This window comes from Pseudogemmobacter hezensis (assembly GCF_013155295.1).
In the GTDB taxonomy this organism is placed as follows: domain Bacteria; phylum Pseudomonadota; class Alphaproteobacteria; order Rhodobacterales; family Rhodobacteraceae; genus Pseudogemmobacter; species Pseudogemmobacter hezensis.
In genome coordinates, this window is the sequence record NZ_JABJXT010000012.1 from 1 (window position 1) to 17,843 (window position 17,843).

Annotated in this window: 16 protein-coding genes; 11 read left to right on the forward strand and 5 right to left on the reverse strand. The window is 63.6% G+C overall.

Annotated features, from left to right (window positions below):
• Positions 1-135: 135 nt before the first annotated feature.
• From HOY34_RS13825 to HOY34_RS13855, 7 genes are all read left to right on the forward strand, one after another.
• On the forward strand, positions 136-453 hold the full coding sequence (locus HOY34_RS13825) for a hypothetical protein (RefSeq protein WP_253944465.1): 318 nt from the start codon (positions 136-138) through the stop codon (positions 451-453).
• A 10-nt stretch (positions 454-463) separates the two neighbouring features.
• Complete coding sequence (locus HOY34_RS13830) at positions 464-1,537, forward strand: ABC transporter ATP-binding protein (RefSeq protein ID WP_172363839.1); 1,074 nt, start codon at positions 464-466, stop codon at positions 1,535-1,537.
• The gene (locus HOY34_RS13835; RefSeq protein WP_172363841.1) at positions 1,534-2,427 is read left to right on the forward strand and encodes an ABC transporter permease; all 894 of its coding nucleotides are present in this window, start codon (positions 1,534-1,536) and stop codon (positions 2,425-2,427) included. Before HOY34_RS13830 ends, HOY34_RS13835 begins: the two co-directional genes overlap by 4 nt.
• Positions 2,424-3,224, forward strand: coding sequence for an ABC transporter permease (locus tag HOY34_RS13840; protein WP_172363843.1), 801 nt, complete (start codon positions 2,424-2,426; stop codon positions 3,222-3,224). Before HOY34_RS13835 ends, HOY34_RS13840 begins: the two co-directional genes overlap by 4 nt.
• Before the next feature lie 33 nt (positions 3,225-3,257).
• Positions 3,258-4,274 (forward strand): extracellular solute-binding protein, encoded by a 1,017-nt coding sequence (locus tag HOY34_RS13845; RefSeq protein WP_172363845.1) that lies wholly within the window; start codon positions 3,258-3,260, stop codon positions 4,272-4,274.
• Positions 4,275-4,370: 96 nt separating this feature from the next.
• Positions 4,371-6,017, forward strand: a complete 1,647-nt coding sequence (locus HOY34_RS13850; protein ID WP_172363846.1) for an amidohydrolase — start codon at positions 4,371-4,373, stop codon at positions 6,015-6,017.
• A complete protein-coding gene (locus tag HOY34_RS13855; protein WP_172363848.1) occupies positions 6,017-7,630 on the forward strand; it encodes a GMC family oxidoreductase in 1,614 nt (537 codons plus the stop codon). Before HOY34_RS13850 ends, HOY34_RS13855 begins: the two co-directional genes overlap by 1 nt.
• A gap of 42 nt (positions 7,631-7,672) precedes the next feature.
• Here the strand turns inward: HOY34_RS13855 and amaB are convergent, their stop codons facing one another.
• Together amaB and HOY34_RS13865 are read right to left on the reverse strand one after the other, a co-directional pair.
• The gene (gene amaB / locus HOY34_RS13860; protein WP_172363850.1) at positions 7,673-9,190 is read right to left on the reverse strand and encodes an L-piperidine-6-carboxylate dehydrogenase; all 1,518 of its coding nucleotides are present in this window, start codon (positions 9,188-9,190) and stop codon (positions 7,673-7,675) included.
• Positions 9,191-9,328: 138 nt separating this feature from the next.
• Complete coding sequence (locus HOY34_RS13865; protein ID WP_216654751.1) at positions 9,329-10,231, reverse strand: LysR substrate-binding domain-containing protein; 903 nt, start codon at positions 10,229-10,231, stop codon at positions 9,329-9,331.
• Positions 10,232-10,340: 109 nt separating this feature from the next.
• Here HOY34_RS13865 and HOY34_RS13870 point away from each other — a divergent pair, with 109 nt between their 5' ends.
• Both HOY34_RS13870 and HOY34_RS13875 read left to right on the forward strand, forming a co-directional pair.
• Complete coding sequence (locus HOY34_RS13870) at positions 10,341-11,648, forward strand: NAD(P)/FAD-dependent oxidoreductase (protein WP_253944466.1); 1,308 nt, start codon at positions 10,341-10,343, stop codon at positions 11,646-11,648.
• Between the two features lie 55 nt (positions 11,649-11,703).
• The gene (locus HOY34_RS13875) at positions 11,704-13,917 is read left to right on the forward strand and encodes a thiamine pyrophosphate-dependent enzyme (RefSeq protein ID WP_172363852.1); all 2,214 of its coding nucleotides are present in this window, start codon (positions 11,704-11,706) and stop codon (positions 13,915-13,917) included.
• Positions 13,918-13,923: 6 nt separating this feature from the next.
• Here the strand turns inward: HOY34_RS13875 and HOY34_RS13880 are convergent, their stop codons facing one another.
• Positions 13,924-14,997, reverse strand: coding sequence for a DUF475 domain-containing protein (locus HOY34_RS13880; protein ID WP_172363854.1), 1,074 nt, complete (start codon positions 14,995-14,997; stop codon positions 13,924-13,926).
• A 242-nt stretch (positions 14,998-15,239) separates the two neighbouring features.
• Between HOY34_RS13880 and HOY34_RS13885 the strand changes: the two genes are divergently transcribed.
• A complete protein-coding gene (locus HOY34_RS13885) occupies positions 15,240-15,638 on the forward strand; it encodes a hypothetical protein (RefSeq protein WP_172363856.1) in 399 nt (132 codons plus the stop codon).
• A gap of 97 nt (positions 15,639-15,735) precedes the next feature.
• On the opposite strand, the gene HOY34_RS13890 is transcribed toward HOY34_RS13885, so the two are convergent.
• Both HOY34_RS13890 and HOY34_RS13895 read right to left on the reverse strand, forming a co-directional pair.
• Positions 15,736-16,377, reverse strand: coding sequence for a 3-oxoacid CoA-transferase subunit B (locus tag HOY34_RS13890; protein ID WP_172363858.1), 642 nt, complete (start codon positions 16,375-16,377; stop codon positions 15,736-15,738).
• Complete coding sequence (locus HOY34_RS13895) at positions 16,377-17,084, reverse strand: CoA transferase subunit A (protein WP_172363860.1); 708 nt, start codon at positions 17,082-17,084, stop codon at positions 16,377-16,379. Before HOY34_RS13895 ends, HOY34_RS13890 begins: the two co-directional genes overlap by 1 nt.
• A 133-nt stretch (positions 17,085-17,217) precedes the next feature.
• On the opposite strand from HOY34_RS13895, the gene HOY34_RS13900 reads away from it, so the two are divergent.
• The gene (locus tag HOY34_RS13900; protein WP_172363862.1) at positions 17,218-17,781 is read left to right on the forward strand and encodes a LuxR C-terminal-related transcriptional regulator; all 564 of its coding nucleotides are present in this window, start codon (positions 17,218-17,220) and stop codon (positions 17,779-17,781) included.
• Positions 17,782-17,843 lie beyond the last annotated feature (62 nt).

The window sequence follows — 17,843 nt, forward strand, 5'->3', positions numbered from 1 at the left end:
GGTTCAGATCCGCATCGCACTCATGAACCGCTTCACATCACTCGGAACGCCCGAGACCGTCCGCATGCGCTGAAGATAACCGGGAAAGGGGTATCTGCGCCCCCAAGCCGAATAGCGCAACAAAGCCATACCGGGATGACAGCCGTGCAGGCGGGCGCGGTCGAGGTGAACTGCACCTATACCGACCGCCGCAGCCAGATTGCTGCCGATGCGGTGGTGATGGTGGCCTCTCGCCAGGGGGATGATGCGCTTTTCAACGATCTGATGGCGCGTCAGGCCGAATGGGCCGATGCCGGGATCCGCAGCGTGAAGCTGATCGGCGATGCAAGCGCGCCCGCGCCCATTGCCTGGGCCACCTATGCCGGCCACCGCTATGCCCGCGAACTTGATACCGCCGATATCGGCGACGCGCTGCCGTTCCGGCGTGAAGTCACCGAATTGGGACCGCTCTGAAAGGATGGTTATGGACAGGGATAAGGCTGTTGAGGTCCGGGGTGTCTCGAAGAGTTTCGGCAGTTATCAGGCGCTGAAATCGGTCAGTTTCGACATCGGCGCGAATGAGTTTTTCACCATGCTGGGGCCGTCGGGCTGTGGCAAGACCACGCTCTTGCGGATGCTGGCAGGGTTTGAAAGCCCCGACAGCGGCGCGGTTCTGCTGAACCGCCGTGAGGTGACCTCGATCCCGCCGCATAAGCGCCGGGTGAATACGGTGTTCCAGTCCTACGCGCTGTTTCCGCATATGACGCTGGAACAGAACGTGGCTTACGGGCTGGAAAACCTGGGCTGGGAACGCGCGAAGATCCGCGCCCGCACCGGCGAGATGCTGGAACGCGTGCATATGTCGGCCTTCGCCAGCCGCAAACCTGCCCAGCTTTCGGGCGGGCAGCGCCAGCGGGTGGCCCTGGCCCGCGCCCTGGCCCCCGAGCCAGAGATCCTTTTGCTGGATGAACCGCTTTCGGCGCTGGATCTGAAGCTGCGTCAGGCGATGCGCGATGAGCTGCGCAATCTGCAGCGCGACACCGGCATCACCTTTGTCTTTGTCACCCATGACCAGGAAGAGGCGCTGGATATGTCAGACCGCATCGCGGTCTTAGGCGCGGGTGAGGTGCAGCAGATCGGCACGCCGACCCAGATCTATGAAGAGCCGGTGAACCGCTTTGTCGCCGATTTCGTGGGTGAGACCAATTTCCTGGATGTCGAGGTGCTTGAGGCCCAGGCTGATCGCGCTGTGATCCGTTCCGCGCTTGGCACCTTTGAGGCCCCGGCGACAAAGCTGATGCAAAAAGGCCCGGCCACGCTGTCGCTGCGCCCCGAAAAGATCAATCTCGGCGATCAGGCGGCGGGCGTGATCACGCTGGATGCGAAAGTGATCAGCCAGAATTACATGGGCGGCTTTACCCATTACACGCTTGAGGCGGGCGGCGTGACGCTGCGGGCCTCGCGGCGCAATGCCTCGCGCCAGGGGGATCTGGTGCCCAGCGGGGAAGCGATCACCATCGGCTTTTTGCCCGCATCCGCGCGGGTGCTGGCATCATGAGGCGGCTGACGCACAACCTGCCCTTCTGGGGGCTGCTGCCCGCCTGGTTGCTGATGGGCTTCGCGCTGATCCTGCCGATCCTGATCATCGCGGCGGTCTCGCTGGCGACGCGCGGCTCGCATGGTGGTTTCAGCTGGGATTTCAACCTTTCCGGCTATTCGCAGATCCTTTTCAATGAGGGCTGGTCGGGCGAGCTGGAGTTCACCCCGCAATATCTGCTGATTATCGGGCGGACCTATCTGCTGGCCGGGCTGACCACGCTGATCTGCCTGGTGTTTGCGCTGCCGGTGGCCTGGTATATCTCGCGCCAGAGCCCGGGAATGCGGGCGCTGCTGGTCTATCTGGTGACGCTGCCCTTCTGGGTTTCGATGATCCTGCGGGTCTATGCCTGGATGATTATCCTGGGCAAAGACGGCCCCCTGCCGCGCTTTCTGGAAAACTTCGGCCTCGCGCCTGGCACCAGCTTTATGTTCAACGACGGGGCAACGCTGGTGGCGATGGTTTACACCTGCATGCCGCTGATGGTGCTGCCGATCTATGCCTCGATTGAAAAGCTGGATCTGACGCTGATCGAGGCCTCGCATGATCTGCACGGCAACCGCCTGACCACCTTCCGCCGGGTGATCCTGCCGCTGACCGCGCCGGGGATCATCTCGGGCGCGATCCTGGTTTTCGTGCCGTCTTTGGGCGCGGTGCTGGAGCCTGTGCTGATGGGCGGCGGCAAGCAGATGATGATGGGCTCACTGATCCAGCTGCAATTCGGGGGCGGGCGCAACTGGCCCTTTGGGGCGGCGATTGCCATGGTGCTGATGGGGCTTGTGATGCTGCTTCTGATCTTCACGGCCCTGCGTGCCGCCCGCCGCCAGGCCGGAATGGAGGCCACCGCATGAGCCGTCAGCATGATGTGAAACGCTATCCGGGCTTTGGCTGGCTGACGATTGTGTTCTTCGCCTGGCTTTACCTGCCGCTTCTGGTGGTGGTGGTCTATTCCTTCAATGCAAACCGCATCGCAGGCGTCTGGACCGGCTTCTCGCTGGATTGGTATGCGGCCGCGCTGAAGAATGTGCCTTTGATGAACGCGCTGAAAACCTCGGTCACGGTGGCGCTGATTGCGACGGCGGTGGCGACCAGCGTGGCGCTGATGGCCGCGCTGGCGATCATCCGGGGCCGCAATGTCCGCTTTCGCCGCCTGTCAGAGACAGTGGTGAACCTGCCTTTGCTGCTGCCAGAGATCGTGCTGGCGGTGGCAAGCCTGATCCTGTTCTCGCTGGTCGGCATTCAGAACGGGATGCTGAAACTGATCCTGGCGCATTCGGCCTTTTGCACACCTTTTGCCTTTCTGCCGATCCGGGCGCGGCTGCAGGGGATGAACCTCGATTTCGAAGAGGCCAGCGCCGATCTTTACGCCAGCCGCTGGACCACCTTCCGCCGGGTGACGCTGCCGCTGATTTTCCCCGGCGTGTTTTCCGGCGCGATGCTGGCCTTCCTGATCTCGATGGATGATTTCATCACCTCGAACATGCTGGCCTCGGGCGGCACCACCACGCTGCCGGTCTATATCTTCTCGCTGATCCGCTCCGGCACCTCGCCAGAGCTGAATGCCATCGGCACGCTGATGATCCTGGCCTCACTGATCCTTGCCACCATTGCGCTGCTCGTCGCCGGGCGGGGCACAAGAAACACCTGAAACAACAAAAACCAATCCAACAAGGGAAGAAATATGAAAAACCTGTTTACCGCATCCGTCCTGGCGCTTTGCGCCGCCACTGCCGCCAAAGCCGAGGGGCAGCTGAACCTTTACGTCTGGGCGGAAAGCTTTTCGCCTGAACTGATCGAGAAATTCTCGAAAGAGCATGACGTCAAGGTCAATGTCGATGGCTATACCTCGAATGAGGATCTTCTGACCAAGCTGCAGGCGGGGTCTTCGGGCTATGACATCTCGACCCCTTCGCAGCATTTCCTGCGCATCATGATCGATGAGGGGCTGATCCAGAACTATGAGGCCAGCAAGCTGAAGGCCTACGAGCTGATCGACCCGCGCTGGAAAAACCAGTGGTGGGATGAGACGCAAAGCTATTCGATCCCGGTCGCCTATGGCACCGCCGGTTTCGCGGTCAATACCAATGAATATACCGGCCCGCTGGACAGCCTGAGCTATTTCTTCGAGCCCGAGGCCCCGCTGGCGGGCAAGATCGCCATGCTGTCCTACCCTGATGAGGTGGTTGGCGCGGCTCAGCTTTACCTGGGCGTGCCGTTTTGCTCGGAAGATTCTGACGAGATGAAGAAGGTCTATGACCTGCTGGCGGCGCAAAAGCCCTCGGTTGCGGCCTATTCCTCGGACAATATCGCCAGCCGTCTGGCCTCTGGCGAGGTTGCGGCGCATTTCTGGTGGGATGGTGAAGAGCTGAAGGCCCGCGTGAATGGCGCGCCCTTCGCCTATGCGCTGCCCAAAGAGGGCCTGGTGGGCTGGATCGATTCCATGGTCATCCCCAATGGCGCGCCGAATTACGAGAATGCGATCAAATTCATCGAATTCATGTCCGAGCCGGAAAACGCCACCGAGCAGATGAATTACTACGCCCATTCCTCGCCGATGACGCTGGTGGCCGATAAGGTCGTCTATACCAGGGAAAAAGCGCCAGAGCTGTATCCCGAGGTTCCGGTGGAATTCTCGCGCACCTGCTCGCCCGCAGCGCAGGATCTGGTGAACCGCGTCTGGACGCAGCTTTTGCAATAAGCCTGCGCAGCGGGGCGCGGGGTGAGACCCGGCCCCCGCCTTTCTGCCCCCCGCCTTCCTAAACTCTGCCTTCCCCGCCCCTGACCGGAGAAAGACATGACCGCCGATCTGGTGATCCTGAACGCACGGCTGCGGCCGTTATTTGCCAGCCCTGGCACCACGGCGGTTGCGGTGACGGCAGGGCAGATTGCAGCCCTTGGCGATGACGCCACGATCCGCGCCCATATCGGGCCGCAGACCCGGGTGATCGACGCCATGGGGCGCGAGCTGATGCCCGGTTTCATCGAAAGCCATCTGCATCTGATGATGGGCGGCGCCTCACTTTCGATGCTGAATATGGGGGCGCTGTTCGGCTTTGACACGGTTCAGGCCGGCCTGCGTGATTTCGCAAAGACGCAGGCCGGTGAAGACATCCTTTTCGGCTATGCGGTGAACTATGTGATCTTTGGCAAGGATCAGCGGCCCGACCGCCATATCCTGGACCGGATCATCAAAGACCGTCCGCTTTGCCTGATCGCAACCGACCTGCATTGCGCCTGGGCAAATACCAAAGCGCTGGAGCTGGCGGGGATCTTACAGGGGGCCGATCTGGGCCCGGGCTCTGAGGTGGTGATGGGCCCCGACGGGCTGGCCAGTGGCGAGCTGCGCGAATTTGCGGCAATGAACCGGGTGAAGATGCTCTCGGCCCTGCGCGGCCGCGATGCGATGGATTATCGCGCCACCGGGGCCGAGACCGAGGCCGACCGCAGCCATGACCGCGCCGTGATCCGGGCGGCGGGAGAGTATTGCGCCCGCCACGGCATCACCCGGGCGGTGAATATGGACGGCAACGCCTGGCAGGCCGGGCTGATGCGCGAGCTGGCGCTGGCGGGCGAGATGCCGGTCCGGGTCAGCCTGCCCCTGATGCTTGAGGCCAAAGACGGCGTTGAGGGCGTGGCGCTGATTGACGATTTCGGCCCCGAAGTGCCGGGCTGGCTGTCTTTTGGCCGCATCAAGCTGTTCATGGACGGCGTCTTTGACACCTGGACGGCGCTGACCGTCACCGATTATCCCGACCGCCCCGGATTTCGCTCGCAGCCGCTGATCCCGCTGGATCTCTTCAACGCGATCTGTGTTGAGGCCGACCGCCGGGGCCTGCAGGTCACCACCCATGCGGTGGGGGATGGCGCGGTGCGGGCGGTGATCGATGGTTATCAGGCAGCGCAGCTGGCAAATGGCCCGCGCGATGCCCGCCACCGGGTCGAGCATATCGACACGATCACGCCTGCCGATCTTGATCGCCTGAAACCGCTTGGCATCACCGCATCCATGCAGCCGGTGCATCCGCCCGGATCGGCGGGTCTGCCGCTGGAGCCTACGGTGACGATCATGGGCCGCGCCCGCTGGCCGACCGCCTTCCCCTGGGCTGCGATCCTGTCGCGCCAGGTGCCGCTGGCCTTTGGCACCGACTGGCCGGTCTCACCGCTGTCGCCGCTTTATGCGATCCATTGTGCCCTGACGCGGCAGCCCTGGTCTGACGATATGCCCGACCAGCGCATCACACTTGATCAGTGCCTTGCCGCCTATACCACTGGCGGCGCCTTTGCCGATTTCGCCGAGACCCGCGCCGGGCGTATCGCGCCCGGCTATGATGCCGACCTGGTGCTGATCGACGGCCAGCTTGAAGGCCTTGCGACCAGCGAGAGCGCCGCCGCCATCTCGCTGACCATCTGCGGTGGAAAAATCACATATGGAACAGTCTGATGGACAGTTTTGACTATATCATCTCCGGCGCGGGTGCGGCGGGTTGTGTGCTGGCGAACCGGCTTTCCGCCAATCCCAAAACCCGGGTTCTGGTGATCGAGGCGGGCGGCTCTGACCGTGATATCCGCGTCAAAGTCCCGGCCGGGATCCTGGCGATGTATGGCCGCAAGCGCTTTGACTATGGCTATGTCGGCGTGCCGCAGCCAGAGCTGAACAACCGCAGGATCCCGGTCAATCGCGGACGGATGCTGGGGGGATCGTCCTCGCTGAACTCGATGCTTTATATTCGGGGCGCGGCGGCGGATTACGACGAATGGGCCGCGCTTGGCTGTCAGGGCTGGGGCTGGGACGATGTGCTGCCGCTGTTCAAAGACCTTGAGCAAAACCAGATCGGCCAGGACGTCGGCCAGGATCCGGGCCTGCATGGCACCAAAGGCGAGCTGATCGTCGCGCGCCCGAAAGACCCGAACCCGGTCTGCGAAGATTACATCCGCGCAGGCGAAAGCATCGGCCTGCCGCGCAACCGGGATTTCAACGGCAAAAGCCAGCTGGGCCTGGGCGTCTATGATGTGACCCAGAAAAACGGCATCCGTTTCTCGGCCTATAACGCCTATCTTGAACCCGTGCGGGGGCGGCCCAATCTGACGATCATGACCGGCACCGATCTGAAGCGGCTGATCCTGACGGACCGCCGGGTGACCGGGGTCGAGGTGGTTCGCGGTGGCGTCAGCCAGACCATATCCTGCCGGGGCGAGGTGATCCTTTCGACCGGGGCGATTGGCACGCCGATGGCGCTGATGGCCTCGGGGATCGGGCCGGGGGCGGCGCTGCAGGGGCAGGGGATCGCGGTCGCCCATGACCTGCCGGGCGTCGGGCAGAACCTGCGCGACCATGTCGACGGGATGATCACGGTTCGGTCAGATTCGACGCGGACGCTGGGGTTTTCGCTGCGCAATGCCGCCAGCCTCCTGGCCGCGCCCTTCCGCTTTGCCCTGGGCCGCAAGGGGATGCTGTCAACGAATTACGTGGTGGCAGGGGGCTTTGCGCGCACGCCGCTGGCGGAAAATGATCTGCCCGATGTGCAGTTCCATTTCGTGCCCGGCTATCGCAGCCATCGCGGGCGGCTGGTGGAATGGGGCCACGGGTTTGCGGTGCATACCTGCGTTTTGCGCCCGCGCTCGGTCGGGGAAATCCGCCCGCTTCGTCAGGGCGACAGCCTCACGCATGAGATCGATCACCGCTTCTTTTCCGACCCGCGTGACGCCCGGGTTCTGGTTGAGGGGATAAAGCTGTCGCGGCGCATCTTTGCCGCCCAGCCCATGGCCAGCCTGCAGGGCCGTGAGATCCTGCCCGGCCCGGAGGTGCAAAGCGATGATGAGATCCTCAGCTATCTGCGGGCCGAGGCGCTGACCGTCTATCACCCGGTCGGCACGGCGAAAATGGGCACCGATGCGATGGCGGTGGTCGATCCGGTCTCGATGCGGGTGCATGGGATAAAGGGGCTGCGGGTTGCCGATGCTTCGGTGATGCCGACGCTGATCGGCGGCAATACCAATGCGCCCAGCCAGATGATCGGCGAAAAGGCCGCCCGCGCCATTCTTGCGGGCGCGTAACCGGGGCAGATGCCGGGCGGCAGGTCACCGCCCGGCAATCGCTTAGTCGATATCGAAAACCACGCCCTGGGCCAGCGGCAGCTGGGTCGAGTAATTGACCGTATTGGTCTGGCGCCGCATATAGCCTTTCCAGGCGTCAGAGCCACTTTCGCGCCCGCCGCCGGTTTCTTTCTCGCCGCCGAATGCGCCGCCGATTTCCGCGCCCGAGGTGCCGATATTGACATTGGCGATGCCGCAATCCGACCCTGCGGCCGACAGGAAGGTCTCTGCCTCGCGCATATCCAGCGTGAAGATTGAGGAGGAAAGCCCCGCACCCACCGCATTGTGCAGCGCGATTGCCTCAGCCAGATCGCGGTACTTCACCACGTAAAGGATCGGCGCGAAGGTCTCTTCCGTCATCGGGCCGCTTTGCGCGGGCATCTCAACCAGCGCCGGGCGGGCGTAGAAGGCGCTATCGGGGCCGGTCTGAACCCGCTCGCCACCATGCACGGTGCCGCCCGCCGCCTTTGCCGCCGTCAGCGCGGTTTGCATCGCCTGCCAGGCTGCGCCGTCAATCAGCGGGCCGACCAGCGCCGGGCCCTCCAGCGGATTGCCGACGGAAACCGAGCCGTAAGCCCGGATCAGCCGCGGCACCAGCGCGTCATAGACGCTTTCATGCACGAAAAGGCGGCGCAGCGTGGTGCAGCGCTGGCCCGCCGTGCCCATCGCGCCAAAGGCAATCGCCCGCAGCGCCATATCCAGATCGGCCGAGGGGCAGACGATGCCCGCATTGTTCCCGCCCAGCTCCAGGATCGAGCGGCCAAAGCGTGCCGCCACTTTCGGCCCGACAATGCGCCCCATCCGCGTCGATCCGGTGGCCGAGATCAGGGGCACATCGGGGCTGGCAACCAGCGCCTCGCCCACATCAGGCCCGCCGATCAGCACCTGCGACAGACCCTCTGGCGCGTCGCCAAAGCGTTTGAGGGCGCGCTCCAGGATTGCATGGCTTGCCAGCGCGGTCAGCGGCGTCTTTTCCGAGGGCTTCCAGATCACCGCATTGCCCGCCACCAGCGCAAGCGCCGTGTTCCAGGACCAGACCGCCACCGGGAAGTTGAAGGCCGAGATCACGCCGACCACCCCCAGCGGGTGCCAGGTTTCCATCATGCGGTGGCCGGGGCGCTCGGACGCGATGGTCAGGCCGTAAAGCTGGCGCGACAGGCCGACCGCGAAATCGCAGATGTCGATCATCTCCTGGACCTCGCCCAGCCCCTCGGACGGGATCTTTCCGGCCTCTATCGAGACCAGGGCCCCAAGGTCGTCTTTGGCGGCGCGAAGTTCCTCGCCCAGAAGACGCACGAGTTCTCCCCGGCGCGGGGCCGGAACGACGCGCCAGGCCTCAAACGCGGATTTTGCGCGGGCGATGGCGGCGGCGGTTGTGGCTGCGCTGTCGGCGGTCAGCTGCGCGATTTCCTCGCCGGTGACGGGGGTGAAGCTTTTCAGCGTGCCGCCGGTCACGGCTGTGGCGGGAACGCCCAGCCTTTCAAGCAGCGCTTTGGTGCGGGTTTTCAGGGGCTGGGACATGACAGTTTCCTTGAATCGGGCAAAACGCGCCGCGAAAAGGCAGCAGCGGGATGGCAGAGCGATAGCATATCGCGGGGCCCGGGCCATGCGATCATTCTGCCTGAACTCATGCGCCGGCGGAATGACTACGTGCCTTTGTCATGCGCCCCGGGCCATTTCGGCCACCAGCCAGTCGCGGAAAATGGCCAGCAAAGGATGATCGCCCCGCTCACGTGGCCAGCACAGGTGATAGCTGCCCGGGCTGGTCATCGGCAGCGGCAGGGCGCGCTGGATATAGCCCGCCTCCAGCGCATCGGCGAAAAGAAACTCGGGTAGAAGCGCGATGCCCAGACCCGCAACCGCCGCCTCATAAAGGGTTGAGAACTGGTCAAACAGCATCCCATGCACCCCGGTATCGGGGGCATTGTGATGGGCAAGCCAGCGCTCCCATGCGTCGGGGCGGGTGGTCAGGTGCAAAAGCGGCGCGCTACGAATGTCAGCGGCGGTTTCAAAGCCGTGGCGCTGCGCCAGTGCCGGGGCGCAGACCGGCACCACCGCCTCGCCGCGCAGATGCAGCATCTCGGCGCCCGGCCAGGGATCGTCGCCAAAATAGACAGCTGCATCAATGACATCCTCGCGGAAATCAAAGCGTGTCAGACGGCTGAGGATATTCAGCATCACATCAGGATGCGCTGCCAGAAAGCGCGGCAGCCGGGGCGTCAGCCAGCGGGCGCCAAAGGTCGGCGGCACCGCCAGCGTCAGCGTGCCGCCCGAGGGATTGGCCAGCAGATTAAGCGATGCGCCTGAAATCCGGGCCAGGGCGTCGCGGATTTCGCGGGCATAGATCTGGCCGCCAAAGGTCAGCCGGATTTTCTGCCGCGCCCGCACGAAAAGCTCGAACCCCAGCTGATCCTCAAGCGCCTTGATCTGACGCGAGACCGCAGACTGGGTCAGCGACAGCTCTGCTGCGGCCTCGGTGACAGATCCGGTGCGGGCGGCTGCCTCGAATGCAGCCAGCAGCGAGACCGAGGGCAAAAAGCGTCTGGGCGTTCGTATCGACATTACAACCCGGCATGATCTCATGAAAAAGCGTTGCTATCTTACCGGGCCTCTCTGGCTGAGAAAAGAGGGCGGGGCCTTTGGTCTTTCGCTGCCTGAGGGGGCCGAATGCATGTCTGCTGATCCACATATGAACGGGCGCTCGCATGGGCTTTGGGCGCAAAGCGCTGCCCCGGCCCCCGCCTGTCCGCCGCTGAGGGCTGAGGTGGTCTGCGATGTGGCCGTGATCGGCGCGGGCTATACCGGCCTTTCGACCGCGCTGCATCTGGCCGGGCGCGGCATTCATGCGGTGGTGATCGAGGCGGCAGAGATCGGCTTTGGCGGCGCGGGGCGCAATGTCGGGCTGGTCAATGCCGGGATGTGGGTGATGCCCGAGGATCTGATCCAGAGCCTTGGCCCCGTCTATGGCAACCGCCTGCTGGATCTTCTGGGCGAGGGCCCGGCCTATGTCTGGGAGATGGTGCGCCGCCACGCCATCGATTGTGAGGCCAATCCGGTCGGCACCCTGCATGCGGGCGTTGGCGCGAAGGGTCTTTCCGAACTGACCGAGCGGGCGCGGCAATGGCAGGCACGCGGCGCCCCGGTGACACTTTTGGACAAGGAAGATGCGGGCCGGATGCTGGGCTGCGATTTTTACGCAGGCGCGTTGCTGGACCGCCGCGCGGGCACCATTCAGCCGCTGGCCTATGCGCGGGGCCTGGCGCGGGCGGTGCTGCAGGCGGGGGCGCAGATATATTGTCAGACGCCGGCCACGCAGCTGTCGCCAGATGGGGCGGGCTGGCGGATCACCACACCGCAGGGGCAGATCCGGGCCGGGCGGGTGGTGATGGCAACCGATGCCTATACCCGCCATGTGATGCCACAGATCGCTGCGCAGCAGGTGGTGCTGCCCTATTTCAACATGGCCACGCCCCCTTTGCCCGAGGATCTGAGCCGTCAGATCCTGCCAGGCCGCCAGGGGGTCTGGGACACCAAAGATGTGCTGCTTTCCTTCCGCTATGATGCACAGAACCGGCTGGTTTTCGGCTCGGTCGGGGCGCTGAGGAACACTGGATCGGCCATTCACCGCGCCTGGGCGAAACGGATGCTGGGCCGGATCTATCCGCAGCTGGCCCCGATCCTGGCGTCGTCCGGGTTTGAAAGCGAATGGTTCGGCTCTATCGGCATGACCTCTGACAATCTGCCGCGCTTTCACCAGCTGGCCGGGGGGATCTATGCCTTTTGCGGCTATAACGGGCGCGGCATCGCGCCGGGCACGGTCTTTGGCCGCGAGATGGCCGGGTTTCTGGCCGGTGACATCCGCGCAGACGCCCTGGCCCTGCCGCTGAGCCAGCCGGACCCGGTCGCGCTGCGGGGCTTGCGTTCGTGCTTTTATGAGGCGGGGGCGCAGCTGGTGCATCTGGCTGAGGCCCGTTTTTAAGGCCCGTTTCTGACGGTGCACTCTCTGACTGAATTATCTGCCGGGAAAGATCGCTATGGGCCGCTCTGTCATCGTTCATGAAAACTTTCTGCGCAGGGCTGCGGCGGGTGATCTGCCGCAGGGCGCGGCACCCTCGGGGCCGCTGGATACTGCGCTTGCGGTCTCGCTTTACCGCTCGGGGTGCATGTCGCGCCATCTCGATCGCACCAGCCGGGCGATGCAGGTGGCAGGGACGGGGTTCTATACCATTGGATCCTCGGGGCATGAGGGGATGGCGGCGGTGGCCGCCGCGCTGCGGCCCAGCGATATCGCATTCCTGCATTACCGCGACGCGGCCTTCCAGATCCAGCGGGCTGCGCAGATGCCCGGTGCCTATCCCGGCGAGACGATGCTGCGCGATATGCTTTTGTCCTTTGCCTCATCCTCTGAGGATCCGATCTCGGGCGGGCGTCACAAGGTGCTGGGATCACGGCCACTGTTCATCCCGCCCCAGACCTCGACCATTGCAAGCCATCTGCCAAAGGCGGTGGGCGCGGCCTATTCGATTGGCGCGGCCCGCAGACAGCGGCCGGAACATGCGATCCTGCCCGAGGATGCGATTGCATTTTGCAGCTTTGGCGATGCCTCGGCCAACCACTCGACCGCGCAGGGCGCGTTCAATGCCGCGCAATGGACGGCCTATCAGTCGGTGCCGCTGCCCTTGCTGTTTTGCTGTGAAGACAATGGCATAGGCATCTCGACCCGAACGCCAAAGGGCTGGATCGCGGCGACATTTTCGGCCCGCCCGGGGCTGAAGTATTTCGCCTGTGACGGGCTGGATATCTACCAGACCTATGCCACCGCCCTGGCCGCCGCCGATTATGTGCGCAGCCGTCGCAAGCCCGCCTTCCTGCATATCCGCACCATCCGCCTTTATGGCCATGCGGGTGCGGATATGCCCACCACCTATCTGCCCAAAGCCGAGGTCGAGGCCGAAGAGGCGCAGGATCCGCTCTTGCATTCGGTGCGGCTGTTGCAGGCGGCGGGGGCTTTGCCTGCCGAAAAGGCGCTGCAGATCTATCAGGATATGGCGGCCCGTGTGGCTGAGGTCGCGGCAGAGGCGGTCACCCGCCCGCGCCTTGCAGATGCAAAGGGCGTGATGGCCAGCATCGTGCCGCCTGCGCGTGCCTGCAAGCCCACCAATGGCCCCGATCCCGCCGCGCGCGAGGCGGCGTTTGGCGCGGATATCCGCGCCATGGCCGAGCCGCAGATCATGTCAAAGCTGATCAATATGGCGCTGACCGATCTGATGCTGGAGCATCCTGAAATCGTCATGATGGGCGAGGATGTCGGTCTGAAAGGCGGCGTTTATGGGGTGACGCAAAAGCTGCAGGCGCGGTTCGGGCCGGATCGGATGATCGACACGCTGCTGGATGAGCAGTCGATCCTTGGCCTGGCGATTGGCATGGCGCAAAACGGCTTTGTGCCGCTGCCAGAGATCCAGTTTCTGGCCTATCTGCACAATGCCGAGGATCAGATCCGGGGCGAAGCGGCGACGCTGCCGTTCTTTTCCAACGGGCAATTCACCAATCCGATGGTGCTGCGGATTGCCGGGCTTGGCTATCAGAAGGGCTTTGGCGGGCATTTCCACAATGACAACTCGGTTGCGGTTTTGCGCGATATTCCGGGGCTGATCCTTGCGGTGCCCTCTGATGGGGCGGATGCGGTGCGGATGCTGCGTGAATGCGTACGGCTGGCGCGTGAGGAGCAACGGATCGTGGTCTTCCTGGAGCCAATCGCCCTTTACCCGATGCGCGATCTGCATGCGCAAAAGGATGGGCAATGGATGCGGACCTATCCTGCGCCGGGCCAGCTGATCCCGCTGGGTGAGGTGGGGGTCTCGGGCGAGGGCACGGATCTGGCCATCGTCACCTTCGGCAATGGCGTCTACCTCTCGCATCAGGCGCAGCCGCAGATCGGGGCCGAGGGCATCCGCAGCCGGATCGTCGACCTGCGCTGGCTGTCACCCTTGCCGAAAGAGGCGCTGACGGCGGCGGTCAGCGGCTGCCGCAATATCCTGATCGTCGATGAGACCCGCCATTCCGGCGGCCTCGCCGAGGCGCTGATGGCGCATTTCCATGAGGCAACCGGCCAGACGGATGGCGCGGCCCCGCGCCTTGCCCGGATCACCGCCGAGGACAGCTTTATCGCAACCGGCCCCGCCTATGCCGCCACCATGCCCTCGGCTGCGGGGATCGCGGCGGCGGCGGTGCGGCTTGTGAAGGGCTGAGCCGCCTCAGCCTTCGGGGTGGCGGCGGTTCCAGCGGATCGAGGACCAGAGCGCGATCCCGATCAGGCAGGCGCCGCCAAGGCCGGTGATCACCTCGGGGATATGGATGATGGTCTGCAGATACATGATCACCGACAGGATCAGGATCGCCCAGAAGGCCCCATGTTCCAGGAAACGGTATTCCGCCAGCGTGCCCTTTTCGACCAGCATGATCGTCATCGAGCGCACATACATCGCCCCGATCCCCAGGCCGATGGCGATCACAAACAGGTTTTGCGACAGCGCAAAGGCCCCGATCACCCCGTCAAACGAGAAGCTGGCGTCCAGCACCTCAAGGTAAAGGAAGGCCCCGATCCCGCCTTTGGCCGCGCCTTCCAGCATCTCCTGGCTGCGGTCCAGAATGCCGCCCAGAACCTCGACCATCAGGAAGGCCAATAGGCCCCAGATCGCGGCGTGGAAGAAGGTGTTCGACTGATCGACGCCAAGGCGGCTTTCGATGATTTTCGAGAAGATGATCATCACGATCAGCACGAAGGCGATCTCGATCCCCTTGACCGAGGAATAGGCTTTGGCCTTTTCCTCAATCCAGCGCACCCAATGGACCTCTTTCTCGCCGTCGAAGAAGAAAGACAGCGCGACCATCATCAGGAAGGTGCCGCCAAAGGCTGCAATCGGCAGATGGGCGTCATGCATGATCTCGGCATAGCGTTCTGGCTGGCTGGCGGCCATGACCAGCGCGGTCCAGGGCCCGACATTGGCAGCGATCACCACGATCAGCAGCGGGAAAACGATGCGCATGCCAAAGACGGCGATCACGATGCCCCAGGTCAGAAAGCGATGCTGCCATTCCGGCGTCATGTCTTTCAGCTTGTTGGCATTCACGATGGCATTGTCGAAGGAAAGCGAGATTTCCAGCACCGCCAGCACCGAGACGATGAAGAAGACCTTCAGCGCCCCTGCGGTGGTATGTTCGGTGGAAAAGCCCAGCCACAGGCCAAGCGCCAGCCCGACTGCGGTGAAGATGAAGGCCGCAGTGAAGTAAGAAAGGGTGCTGCGATGGGATGTTACCGGGCTTGGCATCAGATATCGCTCCTGGTCGGTTCCTGCCCATCTGTTAGCGCGGCTGAAGAGTGCCGACCAGTGTGATTTTGCGGCAGCGGCATTGCAGCGCCAACACCTCTGCGCTGTCGCCTGGTGTCGGGTGCCACGGGCCGCGCCGGGGGGCGGGCGGAATGCATGCCAGAGAATTTGTCCATAAAATTGCCGGAATCGGTTCGAAAAGATTGCGGCAGAGGTGTCGCAGTTTTCAGGATTGGTTCAGTATGTTCATCCGTTTCGTGCGCCCGAGGCGTCTGGCGGGCACCTCTGCGAGAGAGGGCTTCTTCTGTTCCGCCTATGAATTGCGCCGAAATCGCTTTCTCGATGACGTCACCTCAGAGCGCCTTGATGAGGCGCTTTCGTGGTTTAGCACCAATCTGACGATCCCGAAAAAGTTCAGCCGCTCCCGCTCAAAGGGCCGGGACAATGCTGAATTCACGCAAGGCCTAAGCTGGTTCAAAGAGGATGCCACGCCTGTCATCACCAGGGCCTTTGACCTGATCGCCCTGCTGAAAGAGCATGACTGCCAGACAGAGATCATCCGCACCGATCGTGTCGGCTATATCCTCTATGAGGATGATGATCAGGTTGTCGCAGAGCCTTTCGCCGATACCCCGGTTTAGGCCTACGCTATGCCTGCACGGGGGCGTCCACCCTGGATCACATCAAAACGCCGGGGAAATGCCCCGGCGTTTCGCTCATTGATATGTCTGGCCCGGTTCAGGCGACGATGGTCGCCTCGGTTGCGGCGCGCAGATCGGCCTCCGTGACGCCCGGTGCGGTCTCGACGATCTTCAGCCCGCCCGGCACCACATCCAGCACGCCGAGGTTTGAGATGATCCGGTCCACCACCGCCTTGCCGGTCAGCGGCAGGGTGCAGGCTTTCAGCACCTTGGATTCACCCGCCTTATTGGTGTGATCCATCACGACAACCACCCGGCCGACGCCCGCGACCAGATCCATCGCGCCGCCCATGCCCTTGACCAGCTTGCCCGGGATCATCCAGTTGGCCAGATCGCCATTCTCATCGACCTCCATCGCGCCAAGGATCGCCATGGCGATCTTGCCGCCGCGGATCATCGCGAAAGAGGTGGCAGAGTCGAAAAACGCGGTCTGCGGCAGTTCGGTGATGGTCTGCTTGCCGGCGTTGATCAGATCGGCGTCTTCCTCGCCCTCAAACGGGAAGGGGCCCATGCCCAGCATGCCGTTTTCCGATTGCAGCGTGACCTCAATCCCCTCGGGGATGTAATTGGCCACCAGGGTCGGGATGCCGATCCCGAGGTTCACATACCAGCCATCCTGCAGTTCAAGTGCGGCACGGGCGGCCATCTGATTGCGGTCCCAGCCTTTGTGTTCCGACATCACACGGCCTCCTTCTTGCGGGTGGTGCGTTGCTCGATCCGCTTCTCATGCGGGCCCTGCACGATCTTGGTCACATAGATGCCGGGCAGGTGGATCGCATCCGGGTCCAATGCGCCAAGCGGCACGATTTCCTCGACTTCGGCGATGCAGACGCGCCCGCAGGTCGCGGCGGGCACGTTGAAATTCCGCGCCGTCTTGCGGAACACGAGGTTGCCTGAGGGATCGGCCTTCCAGGCCTTCACAATCGCCAGATCGGCGACGATGCCACGTTCAAGGATATAGGTCTGGCCGTCGAAATCGTGGTGCTCTTTTCCTTCGGCAATCACGGTGCCGACGCCGGTTTTGGTGTAAAACCCCGGGATCCCGGCGCCGCCTGCGCGCATCCGTTCCGCCAGCGTGCCCTGGGGGTTGAACTCCAGCTCCAGCTCGCCGGAAAGATACTGGCGCATGAATTCGGCATTCTCGCCCACGTAAGACGAGATCATCTTCTTCACCTGCCGCGTTTCCAGCAGCACGCCCAGACCGAAGCCGTCAACCCCCGCATTGTTCGAGGCAACCGTCAGCTCTTTGGTGCCCGCATCGCGGATCGCGGCGATCAGCAGTTCGGGGATGCCGCAAAGGCCAAAACCGCCCGCCGCAATCAGCATGCCGTCCTGCAGATGACCTTCCAGCGCCTCGGCTGCGGTCTTGTAGATCTTGTTTCCCATAACCCCTCCTGTCAGGCCCGTCACATGGCGGTGCGGGCCCGGATATATGGCGATGCTGATCCATTGCGGGCCGCGCCGGAATCCGTAAGAATACTTAGGCGACCAGGTATTTCAGCCCCAGCCACCGGACCCGATGCCAAAGCCCCAGGATCTTGCAGCCCTTGCCTTCCAGCATGCGCCAGAGGCGACTTTGGTGCTGGAAAACCGGGTGATCCGCCGCGCCAATCTGGCGGTCAGGGCGGTCTTCGGCTGGGAGCCTGCGGCGCTGGAAGGGCGCTCGATGCGCGTCCTTTACCCCGGAGAGACCGATTTCGAACGGCTGGGAGAGCGGGCGCTGGACGCGATGCGCCGCGCGCCCATGGTGCGGGATGCGCGGTTCATGCGTCGCCAGGACGGGCAGATCGTCTGGATGGAAGGGCAGGGCGTCACCCTGACGCCCGAGGCCCCGCACCGCCTGGCGATCTGGACCTATCGCCCGATCGAGCCGGACGCCCGCGTGCCCGGCCTGCTGACGCCCGCCGAGATGCGGGTGGCGCGGTATCTTGTGGGGGGCATGACCTCAAAAGAGATTGCGCGGGTGCTGGAATGCTCGCCCCGCACGGTCGAGGTGCATCGCGCCAGCATGATCCGCAAGATGCAGGTCCGAAACAGTGTCGAGCTGATCCGCAGCCTGCTGGATTCCGGCGCGGCTGGCTGAGGCGGCCACAACATTGGTCTTGCCAGCGCCAGGCCAATCGGCATCTGATTGCGGCGAGAGAT

Coding starts and splice junctions, on each gene's coding strand:
- HOY34_RS13835 (WP_172363841.1), top strand. CDS start 1,534: ATGAGGCGGCTGACGCACAACCTGCCCTTCTGGGGGCTGCTGCCCGCC.
- HOY34_RS13875 (WP_172363852.1), top strand. CDS start 11,704: ATGGGCCGCTCTGTCATCGTTCATGAAAACTTTCTGCGCAGGGCTGCG.
- HOY34_RS13855 (WP_172363848.1), top strand. CDS start 6,017: ATGGACAGTTTTGACTATATCATCTCCGGCGCGGGTGCGGCGGGTTGT.
- HOY34_RS13900 (WP_172363862.1), top strand. CDS start 17,218: ATGCCAAAGCCCCAGGATCTTGCAGCCCTTGCCTTCCAGCATGCGCCA.
- HOY34_RS13865 (WP_216654751.1), bottom strand. CDS start 10,231: ATGTCGATACGAACGCCCAGACGCTTTTTGCCCTCGGTCTCGCTGCTG.
- HOY34_RS13850 (WP_172363846.1), top strand. CDS start 4,371: ATGACCGCCGATCTGGTGATCCTGAACGCACGGCTGCGGCCGTTATTT.
- HOY34_RS13880 (WP_172363854.1), bottom strand. CDS start 14,997: ATGCCAAGCCCGGTAACATCCCATCGCAGCACCCTTTCTTACTTCACT.
- HOY34_RS13840 (WP_172363843.1), top strand. CDS start 2,424: ATGAGCCGTCAGCATGATGTGAAACGCTATCCGGGCTTTGGCTGGCTG.
- HOY34_RS13890 (WP_172363858.1), bottom strand. CDS start 16,377: ATGTCGGAACACAAAGGCTGGGACCGCAATCAGATGGCCGCCCGTGCC.
- HOY34_RS13830 (WP_172363839.1), top strand. CDS start 464: ATGGACAGGGATAAGGCTGTTGAGGTCCGGGGTGTCTCGAAGAGTTTC.
- HOY34_RS13870 (WP_253944466.1), top strand. CDS start 10,341: ATGTCTGCTGATCCACATATGAACGGGCGCTCGCATGGGCTTTGGGCG.
- HOY34_RS13825 (WP_253944465.1), top strand. CDS start 136: ATGACAGCCGTGCAGGCGGGCGCGGTCGAGGTGAACTGCACCTATACC.
- HOY34_RS13885 (WP_172363856.1), top strand. CDS start 15,240: ATGTTCATCCGTTTCGTGCGCCCGAGGCGTCTGGCGGGCACCTCTGCG.
- HOY34_RS13845 (WP_172363845.1), top strand. CDS start 3,258: ATGAAAAACCTGTTTACCGCATCCGTCCTGGCGCTTTGCGCCGCCACT.
- amaB (WP_172363850.1), bottom strand. CDS start 9,190: ATGTCCCAGCCCCTGAAAACCCGCACCAAAGCGCTGCTTGAAAGGCTG.
- HOY34_RS13895 (WP_172363860.1), bottom strand. CDS start 17,084: ATGGGAAACAAGATCTACAAGACCGCAGCCGAGGCGCTGGAAGGTCAT.